This window comes from Halorubrum sp. AD140, assembly GCF_034497445.1.
Taxonomy (GTDB): domain Archaea; phylum Halobacteriota; class Halobacteria; order Halobacteriales; family Haloferacaceae; genus Halorubrum.
The window spans coordinates 26,041-43,543 of sequence record NZ_JAXRUU010000025.1 but is presented as its reverse complement, the minus strand read 5'-3'; the positions used below and the strand labels follow the sequence as shown (position 1 = coordinate 43,543).

The following is a 17,503-nucleotide window of genomic DNA, read 5'->3' as shown; positions in this document are numbered from 1 at the left end:
GTCGGGTCGCGATCAACGTCGTCACCTCCTACCTGGAGTCGGCCGCCGAGAACCTCGGGCTCGACGAGCGGCTGGACAAACAGACGCGCTACGACCGCGCAGACGAGTTCCTCGACGTCTGCTACGCCCTGTGGGAGGACTCCTGGGAGGACGACGCCGTCGAGGTCGACCGCGAGGCCGGTCGGTACGCGGACCCCGAGAAGGTCCACGCCGTCGACCACGAGGGCGAGCACTTCTCCGTGCCCGGTCCCCACGGCTGTGAGCCCTCGCCGCAGCGGACTCCAGTGATCTATCAGGCCGGTTCCTCGGACCGCGGGCGCGAGTTCGCGGCCGCCAACGCCGAGGCCGTCTTCGCGAGCCAGCCCACCGAGGCGGGCGTCCGAGAGTACGTGGCGGACGTCACGTCGCGCGCGGCCGACCACGGGCGCGACCCGGAGAGCCTGAAGTTCTTCATCGGCGTCGTCCCCGTCGTCGGCGAGACGCAGGCGCTCGCGGAGGCGAAACACGAGGAGTACACGCGACACGTCGACGTCGAGGCGACGCTCGCGCTGCTCTCCGGGTTCCTCGACATGGACCTCTCCGAGCTCGATCCCGACCAGAAGGTCGAGCACATCGAGACGGACGCGATCCAGGGGACGATGAACGCGTTCACGAAATCTCAGCCGGACCGCGAGTGGACCGTCCGCGAGGTCGCGGAGTTCTGCGGGCTCGGCACCACGTCGCCGAAGATCGTCGGTACGCCGGCGCAGGTCGCAGACGAGCTCCAGCGCTGGCACGAGGAGGTCGGCGTCGACGGGTTCAACGTGAAGGAGGTCGTGCGGCCCGACTCGCTGACGGACTTCGTCGACCTCGTCGTCCCGGAGCTGCGCGAGCGCGGGCTCGTTCCGGATCCGAGCGACGGCGAGGCGCGCCGCGGCGGTACCCTCCGCGAGCGCCTGCTCGGCGAGGGACAGTCCCGGCTCCGCGAGGATCACCCGGCGAGGCAGTAGGGCGGTTCTGCCGCCCCCGCTACGCTTAAGTGGATTCCACCGCTTGTCTCAGCCGACGCTTCGCTTGGAGGGCCGAAGCGTCAGCGGGGACCTACTGAACGGCACGCCCGTGCCACCTTTTCCCGGCACGGGCGTGCCGTTCGTTCCTTTCACACCGACGAGCGACGCTCTGCGTCTCGCTCCAGGAGCGACGCCGATGCGTCCGCGTCCCCTCAGAGGTTCTCCCCCTGATACGACCCCTCGTACGCTCCGTCGTGGTCGGCCTCGGCGAGCACCAGCTGGGCGATCCGCGCATCCGGCTCGATCTCGATCGCGTGTCCCACGTCGAGGCGCCCCTCGCCGACGCCCTCGTACCCGGCGTCCCAGACGGCGGTGTCGAGGGTACAGGAGTTCCGCAGCAGCGTCGACCGGGGGAGCACGAACCCGACCCGCCCCTCGGGGATCCGCACCGGCTCGCCGTACCTGACCACGTACGTCCCGGGGTCCAGCCGATACGCCCCGTCCTCGAGTTCGAGCTCCTCGCGCTCGCCGACACGTTTCCCGTCGCGACCGATCCGTCCGGGCGTCGTCTGCTCGAAAACGGCCCCGACCGTGAGGTCGACGCCGTTCGGCTGTCGCTGCGCGTCGTCGAGGTCGGCGTCGCCCGCTTCGAGCGCCGCCGCGACCGTCGCTCCCGAGTCGAACATACCCGCCCGAACCCGCGGGCGAGACTAAACGGTGTCGCACGCCGAGCCGGGGTGACACGTCCCGCTTGTGGCGTGACACGTCCCGTTTGCGGCCGCCGCGGAACTCGGAGATATCGGCCGACACCGGCCTTTATCGACCTTATACTCTGGCAACGATCGTCGCTCACACGGGGAGTGATACCACGCCCGTGTTCCAGTAACAATCGCCGGCTCGACCGGTCTTACACGGTCGATATCCCGGAAAACTCGCGGGTTTTATATCCACGGAACGGCCATCTTTCGGTGATATGGGACAAACGATTACGGAGAAAATCCTCGATGACCATCTCGTCGAGGGCGAGCTGACGCCCGGCGAGGAGATCGGCATCGAGATCGACCAGGTGCTGACGCAGGACACCACGGGAACGATGGTGTGGCTCCAGTTCGAGGCGCTGGACCTCGACGAGGTCCAGACGGAGCTCGCCGCGCAGTACTGCGACCACCAGACGTACCAGTTCGACTTCAAGAACACCGACGACCACCGCTTCCTCCGCTCCGCGGCCGGCACGTACGGCGCGTACTTCTCCCGGCCCGGCAACGGCATCTGTCACCAGGTCCACAAGGAGAACTTCGCCGCGCCCGGCAAGACGCTGCTCGGCTCCGACTCGCACACGCCGACCCCCGGCGGGCTCGGCCAGCTCGCGATCGGCGCGGGCGGGCTCGACATCGCCGTCGCGATGGGCGGCGGCCCCTACTACGTCGAGATGCCCGAGGTCGTCAACGTCCACCTCGAAGGGGAGCTCCCCGAGTGGGCGACCGCCAAGGACGTCGCGCTCCACCTGCTCGGCGAGCTGACCGTGAAGGGCGGCGTGGGCAAGATCTTCGAGTACACCGGCCCCGGCGCCGAGAGCCTCTCGATCCCCGAACGGACCACGATCACGAACCTCGGCACCGAGCTCGGCGCCACCTCCTCGATATTCGCGACCGACGAGAAGACGAAAGACTGGCTCGCGCGCCAGGACCGCGAGGAGGAGTACGTCGACCTCCAGCCCGACGACGACGCGGAATACGCGGAGACGATCGAGGTCGACCTCTCCGGGCTCGAGCCGCTCGTGGCCGCCCCGTCGATGCCCGACAACGTCGCCCCCGTCAGCGAGTACGAGGGCACCGACGTCGAGCAGGTCATCGTCGGCTCCTGTACCAACGGCGCCTACGAGGACATCCTCCCCAGCGCGAAGATGCTGGAGGGACGCGAGGTGTCCAAGAGCACCGAGATGATCGTCGCGCCCGGCTCCAAGCAGGCCTCCGAGATGCTGGCCCGCGAGGGCTGGACCGCGGAGATGATGGCGGCCGGCGTCAACTTCTCCGAGGCGACCTGCGGCGCGTGTATCGGCATCGGTCACGTGCCCGCCTCCGACTCCGTCTCGCTGCGCACCTTCAACCGCAACTTCGAGGGTCGCTCCGGCATCGAGGACGACTCCGTCTTCCTCTGCTCGCCCGAGGTCGCCACCGCGGCGGCCATCACCGGCGAGATCGTCGACCCCCGCGACCTCGCGGACGACCTCGGCGACCTCGAGGCGCCCGGCCTGGAGATGGGGACGAAGTACGGCCCCGGCATGGGTCGGGACGACTCCGACATCATCTCGCCCGAGGAGGCGATCGACGACGGTCTCATCAAGGGGCCGAACATCGGCGACGTGCCGCTCAAGGACGGGATCGACGTGGACGGCGGTGAGGCGCTCCTCAAGATGGACGACAACATCACCACCGACCACATCATCCCGGCGACCGCGGACATCCTGAAGTTCCGCTCGAACATCGAGAAGCTCTCCGAGTTCACGCTTTCGCGCGTCGACGACACGTTCGCGCAGCGCGCCCTCGACGCCGACGGCGGCGTCCTCGTGGCCGGCGAGAACTACGGACAGGGCTCCTCGCGCGAACACGCGGCCCTCTGTCCGATGTACCTCGGCATTGAGGCCGTCTTCGCGCAGAGCTTCGCCCGCATCCACAAGGCGAACCTGTTCAACTTCGGCATCGTCCCGCTGGCGATCGACGCGGAGACGTACGAGAAGATCGAGCAGGGCGACGACCTCGAAATCGTCGACGACGTGCCCGCGGGCGTCGCCTCCGGGCAGGAGGAGTTCACCGTGAGCGTCAACGACGGCGAGTGGGAGTTCACCGCCGACTTGGACGCCTCCGAGCGCGAGCGCGATATCCTCGCGGCCGGCGGCAAGCTCTCGTGGGTCAAACGGCAGCACGCCGACGGCGGCTCCGGCGCGGCGCCGGCCGACGACTGAGCCGGCCCGCGGCCCCGCGGCTCTCTCTTCGATCTCTTTCGGCTCTGCTCCCTTTCAGCGCTCACCGACACGGAGCGTCGCCGCCGCTCTCGGTGGGGACACACGCGACGAGGCCGCCGCTCGCCGGGCGGTGCAGTCGAAAAACGCGACCCGTCGGTTCGACGCGCGAACCGGCGTCAGCGAGCCGCGGCGGCGACGCGCTCGCGCTCCTCCTTCTGCGAGATGGAGTAGGAGCGGTCGACGTCGTAGTCGGCCGCGGCGATCAGCTCGTTGGCGAGCGCCTCGGCGGCGGAGGTCGTCGACTTGTACGTCGCGCTGGCGACGCCGTCGGAGATGAAGAGCAGCGCCTGGTCGACGCGGCGCTGGGGCGCGACGTCGACCGCCTTGGGGACGGAGATGCCGCCGTACTTCAGGCGGACCGTCTCCTCCCGCGGCGCGGCGTTCTCGACGGCCGTCACGAGCACCTGGGCCGGGTTCTCCTCGGTCCGCTCGTGGACGATGTCGAAGGCGTCGCGGACGATCCGCGTCGCCTGCTGTTTCTTGCCCGTGTTCTCCTCGGTCTGCATCAGGCGGTTGATCAGCCGCTCGACTAAGGAGATCTCGGACTTCTTGAACTGTTTGGACGCGTGCCGGCCCATCGTGTGGGCGATCGGCGTCACGGTCATGTATCGCTTCGTCGAGGGGTCCTCGTAGGCGATCTCGGTGACGTCCCAGACGCCGAACAGCTGGGCGTTCTCGTTGGCGGCCTCGCTGGCCGCGGGCGCGTCCGGCTCGGGCTCGTCGGCGGCGACGTCCGCGTCGGACTCCGCCTCGGTCTCCTCCCCGCTCATCTGACGGGCTTCTCCGCGTTCCCGCGAACCAGTTCGATCATCGAGACGCCGTTGACTTTCTCGACCTTGTAGTTGACGCCGGAGAGGTCGCCCATCGCGCGACCCTTGGCTCCACCGATCCCAGCGATCGTGACCTCGTCGTGCTCGTCGATGAACGAGATGGCGCCGTCACCGGGACAGAACGCGGTGACCTGCTTCCCGTTCTTGATGAGCTGGACGCGGACGCACTTTCGGATCGCCGAGTTCGGCTGCTTTGCCTCGATCCCGACCTTCTCCAAGACGATCCCGCGCGCCTGCGGGGCGCCCTCGAGGGGGTCGGACTTCTTCTTGAGCCCGCGCTCTCGCCGAGCGTACTCGGAGTCGGACCAGCGGCGCTTCTGCCGGTCCTGTTTGAGCTTACGGGCCGCGTATTTGCCGTTCGCCATCGTACGTGTTCTTCCGAACGGAGCTACTTAAGCGTCGTCTTTCGACGCGACGAAACGCCCTCAGATCGGTCGAGCGGTACCTCTCGTGGATTCTGAGCGTGTTTCGTGACGCGACAGAGTGGAAACGACGGACGCTCCTCCTCGCTGAGCCGATAAGCCGACGCGAGAACGTGTCGTTCGCGGCCGCGCGACCGGCTCGAACACGCCGCGCGACCGCCGCGGTCGGGAGCGCGGTCGAGTCGGCTCAGCTCAAGTCAGCTGGATGTCGTCGATGTCGTAGTGGCGCTTCGCCAGCGTCCTGGCCGTCTCGATGTTGACCCCGTCCGCGCCGATGGCCACGCCGCGGTCCGGCTCCGGCACCTCCACGTACGCGACGCGGTCGTTCTGCTCGGAGATCGTCACGGCGTTGACCGCGGCGGGCGCGAGCGCGCTCGCGACGAACGCCTCCGGGGTGTCCGCGTCCCCGACCAGCTCGACGGACTTGTCGAGCCGCCGCTCCGCCTCCTCGACGGTCTCGCCGGCCTGGCCGATCGCGGCGGCCATCTCGTCGGCCGGAACGAGGAACACGAGCCGGTCGCCCTCCACGAGGCAGTCCTTCGGCGCGACCCCGGTCAGCTCGTCGAAGCGACCGATGTAGCGCCGGGCCTCGTCGGAGAGCTCGACGCGCATCAGTCGTCGCTCACGACGCGCGACCCCATCCGGAGGTCGACGTCGCCGGTGCCGAGCGAGATCGGCTTGCCGGCGATGACGTTCTCGATGACACCGTCGAGCTCGTCGTACTCGCCGTGGATCGCGGCGTCGAGCAGGTGGTTGACCGTCACCTCGAACGCGGCGCGCGCGAGCACGGAGTCCTTCGAGCCCGAGATGCCGTGTCGGCCGATCGAGTCGATCTCGCCGTTGTTCGTCATGATGTCCGCGACGAGCATGAGGTGACGGACGTTCACGTCGTCGAGCCCCTGCTCTTCGAGCGTGTTCTTCGTCTCGTCGATGATCGTCTCGCGGGCCGCCTCGACGCCGAGGTTGCGGTAGATCTCGTGGATGTTGTTACACGTCGTCCGCGAGGCGTCGACGCCCTCGATGTCGAGGGTGTCGCCGAACGCCGACCCCTCCGTGTAGAGGACGAACTCCTCGTCGCCGTCGATCTCCTCTTTCCGGATGACGACGCGCTCGATCTCCTCGATACCCTTGAACACGATGTCGCGGAGCCGCTCGACGAGCTGGAGCAGCTCGCGGTAGCTCGGCTCGCTCGGGCCGAACTCGATGACGGTGCCCGACTGTCGGGCGTCGACGCCGAGCGAGTCCTCGATGGTCTCGGCGATGATCTCCGCGACCGCCGAGGGGTCGGAGTGGGTCGGCCACCGCTCTAGGAGGGTGTCGTCGTTCAGGTCGATCCGGACCAGCATGTCGGCGACGTTCGTCGACACGTCGCCGAGCGCGAGGATGCGCGTCGCCTCGATCGACCAGACGACCTCGTGGGCCTTCTCGCGGTCCGTCGCGTACTCGCCCTCGAGGTGGACGGTCATCATCGGCGTGTCCGGCGTCTTCCGGGCGTCCACCAGCTCGATGAGCCGGGGGAGCCCCTGGGTGACGTCGATCTCCGCGACGCCGGCGTAGTGGAACGTGTTCATCGTCATCTGCGTCCCGGGCTCGCCGATCGACTGTGCGGAGACCGTCCCGACGGGGTCCAGGGGGTCGACCCGCGTCTCGATGTACCGGTTCTCGACGCCGGTCGCGACCTCGGTGGCCTGCTCGATCGTGATCTCGCCGGCCTCCTCGGCCTTCCGGTCGAGCGCCTCGTACACCTCGTCTTTGAGGCGGCTGGGCAGCTCGGTCGCCTCCACGACCGCCTCCATGTCGTCGGTGACGTGGTCGTACTCAGTCATCGGACTCCACCCCCGTCTCCGCGGCCTTGTTCAGCCCGGGTCCGGAGTGCTCCGAGAGGTTCGTCGGCGGCGTGCGCTCGCCGAGGAACCGCTCCTTCTCGTCGGTGGAGTCGAACTCGGCGTCGACGACGCGGTCGACGATGTCGTCGACGTCGATCCCGTCGCCCTCGCCGGAGGACACCTTCACCGGCGAGGTGCCGTCCTCGCCGAACTCGAACTGGACGATCCGGCCCGAGGTGTCGCGGACGGAGCCGTCGTACTGCGCCTCCAGCTCGGAGAGCGCGTTGATGAGGCGGCGCTGCAGGTAGCCGGACTTGGAGGTCCGGACCGCCGTGTCGACGAGCCCCTCGCGGCCGCCCATCGCGTGGAAGAAGAACTCCTCGGGCGTGAGCCCGCCGCGGTAGGAGTTCTCCACGAAGCCGTGCGCCTCCGCGGACAGGTCGTGCTCCTTGTAGTGGGAGAGCGTCCGGTCCTCGTATCCGCGGTTGATGCGCTCGCCCCGAACCGCCTGCTGGCCGACGGAACCGGCCATCTGCGTGAGGTTCAGCATCGAGCCACGCGCGCCGGAGCGGGCCATCACGACCGCCGGGTTGTCGTCGCCGAAGTGCTGGTCGGCGATCTCCCCGGCCGAGTCGCGGGCCTTCCCGAGCGTCTGCATGATCTTCATCTCCAGCGTCTCGTCGACGCCGCGGCCCGGCAGCGACTCCAGCTCGCCGGCCTCGTACGTCGCGATCAGCTCCTGGACGCGCTCGTACGCGCTCTCGATGGCGTCGTCCACCTGCTCTTCGGCCTCCGGCGGGATCGACTCGTCGTCGATCCCGATCGAGAACCCGAAGTGCATGATCGCGCGCATCGCCAGCGACGCGATCTCGTTGATGAACACGCGCGCCCGCGTCTCGCCGTACTCCTTGGTGAGGGTGTCGACGACCTCGCCGCCGAACGCGCCGACCGCGTCCTCGTCGATCGTCCCCTCGATCAGCTGGCCGTTCTCGATGACGACGTCGTCGCCCGTCGACGACGAGAAGCGCAGCGAGAGGTCGTCGGGAAGCAGCTCCGAGAACAGCGTTCGGCCGGTCCAGAACTCGCGGCCGTCGTCGTCGACGCCGTCGGCCTCGGGCAGCTCGTCCACTCGGGTCGCCCGGAGCAGGTCGAGCGCCTGCGTCTCGGTGAACTCGGGGTTCGAGTGCGTGAGCAGGTACGTCCCGGAGATGTGGTCCTGGATCGCGCCGATGATGTTCCCGCCGAACCGCGGCGAGAGGATCTGCTCTTGGACGCGCATGAGGACGCGCGCCTCGGCGCGCGCCTCCTCGTTCTGGAGCGCGTGCATGTTCATCTCGTCGCCGTCGAAGTCGGCGTTGTACGGCGGACAGACGACGGTGTTGAGCCGGAACGTCTTGTACGGCATCACCACGACCTCGTGGGCCATGATGGACATCCGGTGCAGCGAGGGCTGCCGGTTGAAGATCACGATGTCGCCGTCGACGAGGTGGCGGTTCACCTCCCAGTCGGCCTCGACCTTCTCGGCGAGCTCCTCGCAGTTCTTCTCGGTCACCTTCAGCCGCCGCCCGTCCGGTCGTCGGACGTAGTTCGCGCCGGGGTGCGCCTCCGGCCCGTTCCGGACGTACTGCCGCGCCTCCTCGACGTTGCGCTCGGTGACGTTGAGCGTCTGGGTCATCTCCTTGGCGACCCGGTCCGGGACGCCGACCTCGTTCAGCGAGAGCGTCGGGTCCGGCGAGATGACGGTCCGGGCGGAGAAGTTGACGCGCTTGCCGGACAGCGAGCCGCGGAAGCGGCCCTCCTTCCCCTTCAGCCGCTGGCTGAGGGTCTTGAGGGGGCGGCCGGAGCGGTGTCGCGCCGGCGGCGTCCCGCTGATCTCGTTGTCGACGAACGTGGTGACGTGGTACTGGAGCAGCTCCCAGAGGTCCTCGATGATCAGCTGCGGGGCGCCCGCCTCGCGGTTCTCCATGAACCGCTGGTTGATCCGAATGATGTCGACCAGCTTGTGCGTGAGGTCGTCCTCGGAGCGCTGGCCGTTGTCGAGCGTGATGGAGGGACGCGTGGTCACCGGCGGGACGGGGAGGACCGTCAGGATCATCCACTCCGGCCGGGAGTCCTCCGCGTCGATGCCGAGGACCTCCAGGTCCTCGTTCGGGATGTCCTCGAACCAGTCGCGGATGTCCGAGGGCATCAGCTTGTTCATGTCCTCCTCGGTGAGGTCGATGTCGAGCGCCTTCTCGATGGCGCGGCGGTCCTCCTTCCGCGGGCGGAACTCGCCGGCCATGATATCGTTGATCCGGTCTAAGGCGATGTCGGTCTTCTCGGCGAGCTCCTGCGGCGAGGTGCCCGGGTCGTCCTCCTCCTCGTCCGGCTGCATCGCGGACGCGATGCGCTCGGAGTAGTCGCCCGAGAGCACGTCCTGGACCTCGTAGTACGTGGTCGGCTTCTCGTGTTTGATGTCCGCCTGCGGCTCGCCACAGAACGGACAGGTCTTCGCCTTCCGGGCCTGCCGGACGGCGGCCTTCAACACGTCGTGTTCGTCGTCGCCGAGCTCCTTCGCGCGCTCGTAGCGGTCGCGGAACTCGTCTCGCTGCGCCTCGTCCAAGGCGAGCCGGCCGCACTCGCGGCACGTCGAGCGCAGCAGCCGCCGGATGAGCTTCGTGAAGCCCACGTGGATGACGGGCGCGGCCAGCTCGATGTGGCCGAAGTGGCCGTTACAGGAGCCGGAGTGGGAGCCGCAGGTCCGACACTCCAATCCGGGGTCGATGACGCCGAGCCGCGGGTCCATCAGCCCCATGTCGATCGGGTAGCCGTCGTCGTCGTACGTGTCGGCCGTGATCACCTTCGTCGCCGACATGTCCCGGTACGTCTCCGGGTCCATGAGGCCGAAGTCGATGCCGCCGAGCACTTTCGGTGTTTGCATTGACATTTAAATTGCGTCCTCCAGTTCGAGCTTCGGTCGGATGCCGAGCGCGATCATCTCGTCGAGGAGGAGCTTGAACGCGTAGCTCACCTCGAGCTCGTGGATGTCGTCTTCGTCGCCCGTGACCGGGTCGTACACGCGGCGCTGCTCGCGGTCCTCGACGGCGACGAGCCCCGTCTCCGCGGAGACGTGGACCGTCTCTGCGTCCGACGACTCCAGGAGCCGTTCGTTGAGCACCATCGACGCGCCGTGGCCGATGATCGTGTCGCGCTCCATCTCCCCGACGCGGAGGCCCCCCTCGCGGGCGCGCCCCTCGGTCGGCTGGCGCGTGAGCACCTGGACCGGCCCGCGCGAGCGGGCGTGGAGCTTGTTCGACACCATGTGGTACAGCTTGTGGTAGAAGATCGTCCCGACGAAGATCTCCGCGTCGACCTTCTCTCCGGTGACGCCGGAGTACATGACCTCCTTGCCGGACGACTTGAAGCCGTGCTCCTCTAAGCCGCCGCGAAGCTCCTCCTCGTCTTCGCCCTGGAACGGCGTGCCGTCGACGCGCTCGCCGCGCAGCGAGCCGACCTTCCCGCCGAGCATCTCCAGCACGTGGCCGACCGTCATCCGCGACGGCAGCGCGTGGGGATTCATCACGAGGTCGGGGACGACCCCCTCCTCGGTGAACGGCATGTCCTCCTGGGGTGCGAGGTGGCCGACGACGCCCTTCTGTCCGTGTCGGGACGCGAACTTGTCGCCCAGCTCGGGGACGCGCTGGTCGCGCACCTTCACCTTCGAGAGCTTCGACCCGTCCTCTCCCTCCATCAGCGTCACCGTGTCGACGACGCCGTCCTCTCCCGACCGCATCGTGACCGAGGTCTCGCGCCGCTTCTGAGGCGAGAGTCCGCCCATGTCGTCGGGCTCCTCGAGGAAGCGCGGGGGGCTGGTCTTGCCGAGCAGGACCGAGGACTCGTTCACCTTCGTCTCCGGGTTGACGAGGCCGTCCTCGTCGAGGTGGGTGTAGGCGTCCTCGCCGCGCGCGCCGCGGACGTCCTGGTCGGGGATCTCGAACCGGTCCTCCTGTCCGCCGGGGTATCGGCGCTCCTCGCCCTCGTACGTCCGGAAGAAGTGAGAGCGCATCAGCGCGCGGTCGACGGAGCCCTGGTTCATCACCAGCGCGTCCTCGATGTTGAACCCCTCGTAGGACATCACGGCGACGACGAAGTTCTGTGCCGCCGGCCGCTTGTCGAAGCTGATCTGGTCGGACGTCTGCGTCTTCACCATCGCCAGCTGCGGATAGTGCAGCAGGTGCTGGCGCGTGTCCGGCCGGATCCGGTAGTTGGCGGAGGGGAGTCCGAGCGACTGCTTCATCATCCCCGCGCCCATCGTGATTCGGGGGCTCGCGTTGTGCTCGGGGTACGGGATCATCCCCGCGCCGATGCCGAACACGAGCTGCGGGTCGATCTCGAGGTGCGTGTGGTCCTCCGTCACGTCCTCCTCGTCGACCGCGACGAGGATGTCCTCCTCCTCTTCGGCGTCGATGAACTCGACGTAGCCGCGGTCGACGAGGTCCTCGAACTCGACGTCGCCGCGGTCGAGCGCGTCGATCTCCTCGTCGCTCAACAGCGGCTCGCCGTTCTCGACGACGATCAGCGGTCGCCGGGCGCGCCCGGCGTCCGCGTTGACGATCACCTCCTGGGTGCGGTCCTTGACCGAGACGTTCACCATCTCCGAGACGTCGCCTCGGCGGCGCGCCTCGCGGATCTGTTCGGCGAGCGCCTCGGGGTCCGGATGGGTCCCGACGAGGCTCCCGTTGACGTACACCTTCGCTTCGCGTTCTGCCTGTGCCATGTTAGTCGTCCGCCGTCTGTCGTTCGACGCCCTCGATGCCGGGGATCCCCTCGACACCCATCGACGCCAGTTCTCGTTTCAGCCCCTGTTCGTCCTCGACGGTCTGTGAGAGCTCCATCGCCTGCGCGAAGTTCTTCACGAGCCCGCAGTTCGGCCCCTCCGGCGTCTCGGAGGGACAGATGCGACCCCACTGGGTCGCGTGGAGGTCTCGCGCCTCGAAGTGCGGCTGCGACCGCGACAGCGGCGAGCGCAGCCGGCGCAGGTGCGAGAGCACGCCCATGTAGTCCGTCCGGTCGACGAGCTGGGAGACGCCGGAGCGGCCGCCGACCCAGTTGCCCGTCGCGATCGGGTGTTCGAGTCGCTCGGTCAGCACGTCCGACCGCACGACCGTGTTGACGGTGAGCTGCCGGTTCCGCATGTTCGCTCGCTCCAGCTGGTACTTCACGTCGCGCGCCAGCTTGTTGAGGGCGGTGCGGAACAGGTCGCGCATCAGGTCGCCGGAGACCTTCAGGCGCTTGTTGGCGTAGTGGTCCTTGTCGTCGGACTCGCGGCGGTCCAAGGCGAGCTCGAAGCACGCCTCGGCCATCCGGCAGAGGTAGTACGCCTTGTTGATGCGCACGTCCTCCTCGTCGACGCCCTCCTCGTGGAGGTGCGGGAGGAGGTAGCGGTCGATGACGTAGTTCGCCCGCTTGAGCTGGTAGTTCTTCCCCTGCCCGCTCGCGACGCGCTCGCCGAGGGTCTCGATGGCTCCCTCGGTGGTCTGCACCTCCGCCTCCTCTAAGTTCTCCAGCATGAACTTCACGATCTCGGGGTCGTCCGAGACGCGGTGGACGATCTCCTCGTCCGACTCCAGCCCGAGCGCCCGGACGAGGGTCACGAAGTCGATCGAGCCCGAGACGGACGGGAACGACACCTCGAGCAGCCCCTCGCGGTTGCGCTCACAGAGCACGAGCGCGCGGTAGCCGCGGCGCTGGGAGAACGTCTTGGCGACCTGGATCTCGTCGCCGTACTTCGAGTCGTACTCCGCGAGGATCTTGTTCGGCGCGAGGTCCTCCGAGGTCATCAGCACGCGCTCGGAGCCGTTGACGATGAAGTAACCGCCGGGGTCGACGGGGTCCTCGCCGATGTCGATGAGCTCCTCGTCGGAGAAGCCGGCCATGTTGCACTTGTCCGAGCCGACCATGATCGGCATTCGGCCGACCTTGGTCTCCGTCGTGTCGACGACCTGTTCGGGCTCGTCCTCGCCCCCGCGCACGATGGACATCTCCATGAACACGGGCGCGGAGTAGGTGATGTTGCGGAGCCGGGCCTCTTGGGGGTACAGCAGTTCCTCTGAGCCGTCGGCCTCGCGGACGCGCGGGGTGACCATCCGCACGTCGCCGAGCTCGACGTAGACGGGCTCTTGGCCCTCCTTGTCGCCGATGTCGGTCTCGATCGTCTCCTTCTCGTCGACGACCTCCTGCATGCCGCGGTCGAGGAAGTTGTTGAACGATCGGAAGTGATGTTCGGCGAGCCGTTCGTCCGAGAAGTACTCGCGTGAGACCACGCGTCGGTCTTGCCTGTTCATGAGACGACCAGTCGGTACACGACCGCCTCCTCGGTCGTGCGGGAGTTTCGAACGATCTTCACCACGTCGCCGACCTCGGCCTCGTCGGGGAGCGCGGGATCCGTGCGTTTGATCTTCGGCAGGTTCGTCCGCTTCACGTCGTACTCCGCCAGGACCTCGTCGATCTCGTCGGCGTCGAGAAGGACGTGGTCCGGGACGAGTTCGTGTTGGCTTACGTCTACCATGGGTGGTGGTTATTGAGAGAAGCTATCACGAGATACTACAGACAGCTATATGCGCCAACGGCATAAGGCTTGCCAACCGCGTCGCCGCGCACGGCTCACGACGGGGGGCGTGCGATACTCTCACTCATGCGGTTATCCTACAAAAGAGTACCGCCGCGATCGACGAAGACGACCGGCCGCTGCCCTGTCACCCGTCCCCACCGTCGCCGGCGATGACAAGCCTTATTTGCCAGACAGGGGTACCAACGACTGCGACAAGCCCGGATGGTGTAGTGGCCCATCATACGACCCTGTCACGGTCGTGACGCGGGTTCAAATCCCGCTCCGGGCGTCCCCCGTTTCGGGGCGCTGTCGCCTGTCTGCCCGGATGGTGTAGTGGCCCATCATACGACCCTGTCACGGTCGTGACGCGGGTTCAAATCCCGCTCCGGGCGTTCCGTTGCGAGCAATAAACGAGCGGTGAGCTTCGCGAACCGCGAGTCCGGTCGAAACGGAACCACGCTGAAAGAATTTGCATCTGAGGACGAGCGAACGACGTGAGCGACGTCCTCCGGGTTCAACTCCCGCTTCGGGCGTATTCTGTCGACTCCGACTGGCGAGCGGAGCGAGCCGGTCGTCGCGTTCAGCAGTCTCCGAGGCCGCCGGTCAGCCGTCCGCCGCTACAGATCGAGCAGCTCCCGCAGCTCCGCCACCAGCGACACCGTTTTTTCGTCCGGCTCCTCGCCATTCGCGACGGGGGTCCGCCCGTCGTACGTCTCGTGGACCATCGAGACGCCCTCGGCGAGGGTGTCGAGCCCGTAGCCGCCCTCGAGCACGTACGCGGTCGCGGCGCCGACGTCGTCGGCGATCGAGCGGATCCGGTCGGTCAGGATCGCGTACCCCTCCGAGGAGACGCGCATCCGCGAGATCGGGTCGTGGCGGTGGGCGTCGAACCCGGCCGAGACGATCAGGAGGTCCGGGTCGAACCGGCCGATCGCCGGCCCGATCGCCTCGTCGACGGCGTAGCGGTAGTCGGCGTCGCCGGCGCCGGCGGCGAGCGGAAGGTTCACCGTGGTCCCCTCCCCGTCGTCGCGGCCGACCTCCTCGAGGCCGCCGGTGTCCGGGTAGAGCCCCTTCTCGTGGATCGACGAGTAGAGCACGTCGCCCCGGTCGTAGAACACGTCCTGGGTGCCGTTCCCGTGGTGGACGTCCCAGTCGAAGATCGCGACCCGGTCGGCGTCGCCCTCGTCGAGGACGGTCTGGGCCGCGACGGCGGCGTTGTTGAAAAAGCAGAACCCCATCGCGTCGTCGGGGACCGCGTGGTGGCCCGGCGGGCGGCCGAGCGCGAACGGGGTGTCTCGGCCGTCGGCCCCGTCGAGCGCCGACCGCGCCGCCCACTGCGCGAGGCCGGCGGCGGTGAGCGCGGCGTCCCAGGTCCCCTCGCTCGCGACGGTGTCGGGGTCCCAGCTCCCGCCGCCGCCGTCGACGAACGCCTCGAGCTCGTCCACGTACTCCCCGTCGTGGACGGCGACGACCTCCTCGCGGGTCGCCGGGGGCGCCTCGGCGTACTCGACCCCGTGCCGCTTGGCGAGCCCCCGGCGGATAGCGCGCAGGCGGTCCGGATTTTCCGGGTGCCGTTCCCCCGTGTCGTGTGCGAGGCACCGCTCGCTGTAGCCGAACCGCATCTACTCGAACAGCGCGAAGTACGTCTCGATGTCCTCGGCCTGTACGGTCCGCCGGTCGGCGTGTCGCGCGAGCGTCGCGGCCGCGCTCGCGACGTTGTCGGCGTAGTCCTCCAAGATGTCGGCCAGCGCGATCCGCGCGTCGACGCCGACTCGGTAGCGGTCGTCGATCCGGAGCCGCGCGATCCGGTCGATGGGCGCGACGGGGAGGGTGAGCTCCTCGCGGGTGATCACCTGCTCGACGCCGAAGTCCGACGCCATCAGCGTCTTCCGTCCGTCGTCGGTCGCCCGTTCGGCCGCGTCGATCGCCAGCTCCGCGCCGTGCGCCTGGATGCGGCGCGCCAGCTCCTCGGCGGCGTCGGCGCTGACGCGAAGCTCCCCGGCGTTCCGCCGGATGATCCCGTCGACCGGCGCGAACGGCAACTCGACACTCATACACACAGTCGCGTCCGTGTACCGTATAACGCTTTCCGTTACCGGCGTTCCGCGCCCGAGCGCTGGCGTCGCGGCCGCTCGACGCGTCGCTCTGACGCTCCGCGCGTCGCTGTATCACGCGGGGTCTCGTCGTGTGCGCGCGGCGCTCCCCGTCGCGGGTAGAAGACGCGATCGCCGCACGCACCGGCGCCCGTGGCGGCTAGAACACGTCCTCCGCGTCGATCGTCCCGTCGCGTTCCGCGCCCCGAACGGTGATCTCCTCGCCGAGCCGGAGGCTCGCGTCCGTCTCGACGCTCTTCGTCCGCTGTCCGTCGTCCAACACGACGGGGTCGCCGGTCTGCACGACGGTGCCCGTGAACTCGACCTCCTCCGCGGCCGCGGTCGCGGTCGCCGCGCCGCCGGACGACTCGGCCGCTACGGCGTCGGCCGCCGCGGCTCCACCGTCGCCCCCGGCGCCGCTCTCGCCGCCGCTCCCGTCGTCACTGGGGCCGCTCCTCTCGTCGGCAAACGCGCCCAGGCCGGCCTCGGCGCCGTCCCGCTCTCGGTCGTCGGTTCCGCCCGCGGCGCCCGTCGCCTCCGATCCCCCGTCGAGGACGGTGACCGTCGAGCGCCAGTTCGCGGACGCCTCCAGGTCGTCCTGCCAGCCGTCCTGGATCTCCACGTCGGTGAAGACGACGCGGTCGGCCAGGTCGATGTCGCGGTCGGCCTTGTCGCCCCACAGCGCGACGCGGATCTCGCCGGTCTCGTCTTTGATCCGGACGTTGCGAACCTGTCCCTCGCTGCCGTCGTCGCGGTCGAACGTGCGCACCGGGTCCGTCTCGATGACGCCGCCGCCGATGTCGACGGTCTCGCCGATCTTCAGGTCGGCGATGTCGGTCGTCTCGGGCACGTACTCGACGTCCTCGTCGACGCGCTCGACGGTGCCGCGGTCGCCGACGTGGAGCTCCAGGTCCCCGTCGCGCTCGCGGACGTAGCCGTCGCCGACCTCGACGACCTCGCCGGCCTCGAACTCGTCGGCGAGGTCGGCCTTGTCGTCCCACAGCGTGACGCGAACGCGGCCGGTCTCGTCGCCGACCGTGAGGTTGGCCACGCGTCCCTCGCTGCCGTCGTCGCGGTCGAACGTCCGGACCGAGTCAGTGTCGAGCACCTGTCCGACGAGGTCGACGTCGGAGGCGCCGAGCGAGAGGTCCTCGACGCGGTAGGTGTCGAGCACCTGCACGTCGACCTCGGCGTCCTCGTCGGGCTCGACCTTGTCGGCGCTCACCTCCAGCCCGCTGTACCCCTCCTTCGGCCGCCCCATGACGCGGAGCACCTGTCCGACCTCCAGCTGCTCCTCGGCCGCCGCGGCCATCTCGTCCCAGAGGGCGACCCGCACGGAGCCGGAGGCGTCCGCGACGTCGACGTTGCAGACGCGCCCCTCCTCGGCGTCCTCGCCGTCGCGCTCGAACGTCCGGACGTCGCCGATGGAGGTCACCTTCCCGAGGAACTTCACGTCGTTCATCCCGGGCTCGATGTCGGCGATCGTGTCGGCCTCCTCGTCGCGCAGCTCGTGGGCGATGAGCATCGCGGCCGTCTCCTCGTCGGCGAGCCCGCCCATCTGCTCGACCTTGTCCTCGACCGCCGCCTCGAACTTCTTGAACTCGACGTCGGTGTCGAGATCCTCGTAGACGTCCTCTATCACTCCCATACGCGTACCTCCTCGGTTGTCGAGTCCGCGGATAAGCGTTGTCCTTGCGGGGGTCTCGCTGCCGGACCGGTGTCCGCCGCCCGT

At 68.5% G+C, this 17,503-nt stretch carries 14 protein-coding genes and 2 tRNA genes; 4 read left to right on the top strand and 12 right to left on the bottom strand.

Annotation, left to right across the window (positions count from 1 at the left end; translation table 11 throughout):
• Positions 1-989, top strand: a 989-nt coding sequence (locus U4E84_RS08445) for an NtaA/DmoA family FMN-dependent monooxygenase (protein ID WP_322531658.1), incomplete at its 5' end; no start/stop codon positions are given.
• Positions 990-1,201: 212 nt separating this feature from the next.
• Here the strand turns inward: U4E84_RS08445 and U4E84_RS08440 are convergent.
• Positions 1,202-1,675 (bottom strand): deoxyuridine 5'-triphosphate nucleotidohydrolase, encoded by a 474-nt coding sequence (locus U4E84_RS08440; RefSeq protein WP_322531657.1) that lies wholly within the window; start codon positions 1,673-1,675, stop codon positions 1,202-1,204.
• 287 nt (positions 1,676-1,962) lie between these two features.
• Here U4E84_RS08440 and U4E84_RS08435 point away from each other — a divergent pair, with 287 nt between their 5' ends.
• The gene (locus tag U4E84_RS08435; protein ID WP_322531656.1) at positions 1,963-3,951 is read left to right on the top strand and encodes an aconitate hydratase; all 1,989 of its coding nucleotides are present in this window, start codon (positions 1,963-1,965) and stop codon (positions 3,949-3,951) included.
• Between the two features lie 176 nt (positions 3,952-4,127).
• Here the strand turns inward: U4E84_RS08435 and U4E84_RS08430 are convergent, their stop codons facing one another.
• The 8 genes from U4E84_RS08430 to U4E84_RS08395 all read right to left on the bottom strand — a co-directional run bounded on the left by U4E84_RS08430 (position 4,128) and on the right by U4E84_RS08395 (position 13,636).
• The gene (locus tag U4E84_RS08430) at positions 4,128-4,781 is read right to left on the bottom strand and encodes a 30S ribosomal protein S7 (RefSeq protein ID WP_322531655.1); all 654 of its coding nucleotides are present in this window, start codon (positions 4,779-4,781) and stop codon (positions 4,128-4,130) included.
• Positions 4,778-5,206 (bottom strand): 30S ribosomal protein S12, encoded by a 429-nt coding sequence (locus tag U4E84_RS08425; protein ID WP_004048726.1) that lies wholly within the window; start codon positions 5,204-5,206, stop codon positions 4,778-4,780. The genes U4E84_RS08430 and U4E84_RS08425 overlap by 4 nt, the downstream gene beginning before the upstream one ends.
• Before the next feature lie 249 nt (positions 5,207-5,455).
• Positions 5,456-5,875, bottom strand: a complete 420-nt coding sequence (locus tag U4E84_RS08420) for a NusA-like transcription termination signal-binding factor (RefSeq protein WP_322531654.1) — start codon at positions 5,873-5,875, stop codon at positions 5,456-5,458.
• Positions 5,875-7,089 carry a DNA-directed RNA polymerase subunit A'' gene (gene rpoA2 / locus U4E84_RS08415; RefSeq protein WP_322531653.1) on the bottom strand — a complete coding sequence of 405 codons (1,215 nt, stop codon included), beginning with the start codon at positions 7,087-7,089 and terminating at the stop codon, positions 5,875-5,877. The genes U4E84_RS08420 and rpoA2 overlap by 1 nt, the downstream gene beginning before the upstream one ends.
• Positions 7,082-10,009 (bottom strand): DNA-directed RNA polymerase subunit A', encoded by a 2,928-nt coding sequence (locus tag U4E84_RS08410; protein ID WP_322531652.1) that lies wholly within the window; start codon positions 10,007-10,009, stop codon positions 7,082-7,084. Before U4E84_RS08410 ends, rpoA2 begins: the two co-directional genes overlap by 8 nt.
• A 6-nt stretch (positions 10,010-10,015) precedes the next feature.
• Positions 10,016-11,845 (bottom strand): DNA-directed RNA polymerase subunit B, encoded by a 1,830-nt coding sequence (rpoB, locus tag U4E84_RS08405; protein WP_322531651.1) that lies wholly within the window; start codon positions 11,843-11,845, stop codon positions 10,016-10,018.
• Position 11,846: 1 nt separating this feature from the next.
• On the bottom strand, positions 11,847-13,412 hold the full coding sequence (locus tag U4E84_RS08400; protein ID WP_322531650.1) for a DNA-directed RNA polymerase subunit B'': 1,566 nt from the start codon (positions 13,410-13,412) through the stop codon (positions 11,847-11,849).
• Complete coding sequence (locus U4E84_RS08395; protein ID WP_123113668.1) at positions 13,409-13,636, bottom strand: DNA-directed RNA polymerase subunit H; 228 nt, start codon at positions 13,634-13,636, stop codon at positions 13,409-13,411. Before U4E84_RS08395 ends, U4E84_RS08400 begins: the two co-directional genes overlap by 4 nt.
• Positions 13,637-13,894: 258 nt before the next feature.
• Between U4E84_RS08395 and U4E84_RS08390 the strand changes: the two genes are divergently transcribed.
• Both U4E84_RS08390 and U4E84_RS08385 read left to right on the top strand, forming a co-directional pair.
• A tRNA-Asp gene (locus U4E84_RS08390) sits at positions 13,895-13,967 on the top strand.
• Between the two features lie 30 nt (positions 13,968-13,997).
• Positions 13,998-14,070: transfer RNA gene (locus U4E84_RS08385), tRNA-Asp, on the top strand.
• Between the two features lie 225 nt (positions 14,071-14,295).
• Here the strand turns inward: U4E84_RS08385 and U4E84_RS08380 are convergent.
• The 3 genes from U4E84_RS08380 to U4E84_RS08370 form a co-directional block, all read right to left on the bottom strand.
• On the bottom strand, positions 14,296-15,300 hold the full coding sequence (locus tag U4E84_RS08380; protein ID WP_322531649.1) for a histone deacetylase: 1,005 nt from the start codon (positions 15,298-15,300) through the stop codon (positions 14,296-14,298).
• The gene (locus tag U4E84_RS08375; RefSeq protein WP_322531648.1) at positions 15,301-15,732 is read right to left on the bottom strand and encodes a histone; all 432 of its coding nucleotides are present in this window, start codon (positions 15,730-15,732) and stop codon (positions 15,301-15,303) included.
• A gap of 199 nt (positions 15,733-15,931) precedes the next feature.
• Positions 15,932-17,419 (bottom strand): single-stranded DNA binding protein, encoded by a 1,488-nt coding sequence (locus tag U4E84_RS08370; RefSeq protein ID WP_322531647.1) that lies wholly within the window; start codon positions 17,417-17,419, stop codon positions 15,932-15,934.
• Positions 17,420-17,503: the final 84 nt, after the last annotated feature.

Excerpts from the sequence above, each read along its gene's own strand:
- U4E84_RS08440 (WP_322531657.1), bottom strand. The coding sequence starts at position 1,675 with ATGTTCGACTCGGGAGCGACGGTCGCGGCGGCGCTCGAAGCGGGCGAC.
- U4E84_RS08435 (WP_322531656.1), top strand. The coding sequence starts at position 1,963 with ATGGGACAAACGATTACGGAGAAAATCCTCGATGACCATCTCGTCGAG.
- U4E84_RS08430 (WP_322531655.1), bottom strand. The coding sequence starts at position 4,781 with ATGAGCGGGGAGGAGACCGAGGCGGAGTCCGACGCGGACGTCGCCGCC.
- U4E84_RS08425 (WP_004048726.1), bottom strand. The coding sequence starts at position 5,206 with ATGGCGAACGGCAAATACGCGGCCCGTAAGCTCAAACAGGACCGGCAG.
- U4E84_RS08420 (WP_322531654.1), bottom strand. The coding sequence starts at position 5,875 with ATGCGCGTCGAGCTCTCCGACGAGGCCCGGCGCTACATCGGTCGCTTC.
- rpoA2 (WP_322531653.1), bottom strand. The coding sequence starts at position 7,089 with ATGACTGAGTACGACCACGTCACCGACGACATGGAGGCGGTCGTGGAG.
- U4E84_RS08410 (WP_322531652.1), bottom strand. The coding sequence starts at position 10,009 with ATGCAAACACCGAAAGTGCTCGGCGGCATCGACTTCGGCCTCATGGAC.
- rpoB (WP_322531651.1), bottom strand. The coding sequence starts at position 11,845 with ATGGCACAGGCAGAACGCGAAGCGAAGGTGTACGTCAACGGGAGCCTC.
- U4E84_RS08400 (WP_322531650.1), bottom strand. The coding sequence starts at position 13,412 with ATGAACAGGCAAGACCGACGCGTGGTCTCACGCGAGTACTTCTCGGAC.
- U4E84_RS08395 (WP_123113668.1), bottom strand. The coding sequence starts at position 13,636 with ATGGTAGACGTAAGCCAACACGAACTCGTCCCGGACCACGTCCTTCTC.
- U4E84_RS08380 (WP_322531649.1), bottom strand. The coding sequence starts at position 15,300 with ATGCGGTTCGGCTACAGCGAGCGGTGCCTCGCACACGACACGGGGGAA.
- U4E84_RS08375 (WP_322531648.1), bottom strand. The coding sequence starts at position 15,732 with ATGAGTGTCGAGTTGCCGTTCGCGCCGGTCGACGGGATCATCCGGCGG.
- U4E84_RS08370 (WP_322531647.1), bottom strand. The coding sequence starts at position 17,419 with ATGGGAGTGATAGAGGACGTCTACGAGGATCTCGACACCGACGTCGAG.